Source organism: Brevibacillus sp. LEMMJ03, assembly GCF_007197875.1.
Lineage (GTDB): Bacteria > Bacillota > Bacilli > Brevibacillales > Brevibacillaceae > Brevibacillus > Brevibacillus thermoruber.
On record NZ_VKJN01000053.1, the window covers coordinates 1 to 812 of the forward strand.

The window sequence follows — 812 nt, forward strand, 5'->3', positions numbered from 1 at the left end:
AGGTTGATAGGTTCGGTGTGGAAGCGCGGCAACGCGTGGAGCTGACGAATACTAATCGGTCGAGGACTTATCCACTCCATATCCTTTGCCAACCATGCGTATCCGGTTTTGAAGGCGCGAAGTCTTCAACGTTCCTCGGTAGCTCAGTCGGTAGAGCAATCGGCTGTTAACCGATCGGTCGGGGGTTCGAGTCCCTCCCGAGGAGCCATTCATCTGCTCCTGTAGCTCAGTCGGTAGAGCGTTTCCATGGTAAGGAAGAGGTCGCAGGTTCGATTCCTGTCGGGAGCACCATTACCTTTGGCCCGTTGGTGAAGTGGTTTAACACAGCAGCCTTTCACGCTGTCATTCAGGGGTTCGAATCCCCTACGGGTCACCATGTAATGAAGTGGGTCCCTGCAAAGGAAACGGAATGTGCTTCCAAGCATACCGTGACTTTGTGGGGTGTTGTGGAGGCTTAGCTCAGCTGGGAGAGCATCTGCCTTACAAGCAGAGGGTCGGCGGTTCGATCCCGTCAGCCTCCACCATTCCATTCGTACCACTTCGTTGGTAGGAATTTGGGGAGATAGCGAAGTGGCTAAACGCGGCAGACTGTAAATCTGCTCCCTCTGGGTTCGGCGGTTCGAATCCGTCTCTCCCCACCATTTCCATTATCCATTGGGGTATCGCCAAGCGGTAAGGCAACGGACTTTGACTCCGTCATTCCTAGGTTCGAATCCTAGTACCCCAGCCATTTTCATGAGCCATTAGCTCAGTTGGTAGAGCATCTGACTTTTAATCAGAGGGTCGAAGGTTCGAGTCCTTCATGGCTCACC

At 53.4% G+C, this 812-nt stretch carries 7 tRNA genes; all 7 read left to right on the top strand.

The features are described 5' to 3' along the window. Positions 1-132: 132 nt before the first annotated feature. The 7 genes from FOI68_RS22710 (at position 133) to FOI68_RS22740 (ending at position 810) form a co-directional block, all read left to right on the top strand. Positions 133-208 (top strand) — tRNA-Asn (locus tag FOI68_RS22710). 7 nt (positions 209-215) lie between these two features. After that, a tRNA-Thr gene (locus tag FOI68_RS22715) sits at positions 216-291 on the top strand. Between the two features lie 8 nt (positions 292-299). Continuing rightward, positions 300-376 (top strand) — tRNA-Glu (locus FOI68_RS22720). Positions 377-448: 72 nt separating this feature from the next. After that, positions 449-524, top strand: a tRNA-Val gene (locus tag FOI68_RS22725). A 32-nt stretch (positions 525-556) separates the two neighbouring features. Then, positions 557-641 (top strand) — tRNA-Tyr (locus FOI68_RS22730). Positions 642-655: 14 nt separating this feature from the next. Then, positions 656-730: transfer RNA gene (locus FOI68_RS22735), tRNA-Gln, on the top strand. Positions 731-737: 7 nt separating this feature from the next. Then, positions 738-810, top strand: a tRNA-Lys gene (locus FOI68_RS22740). The last annotated feature ends 2 nt before the right edge of the window (positions 811-812 follow it).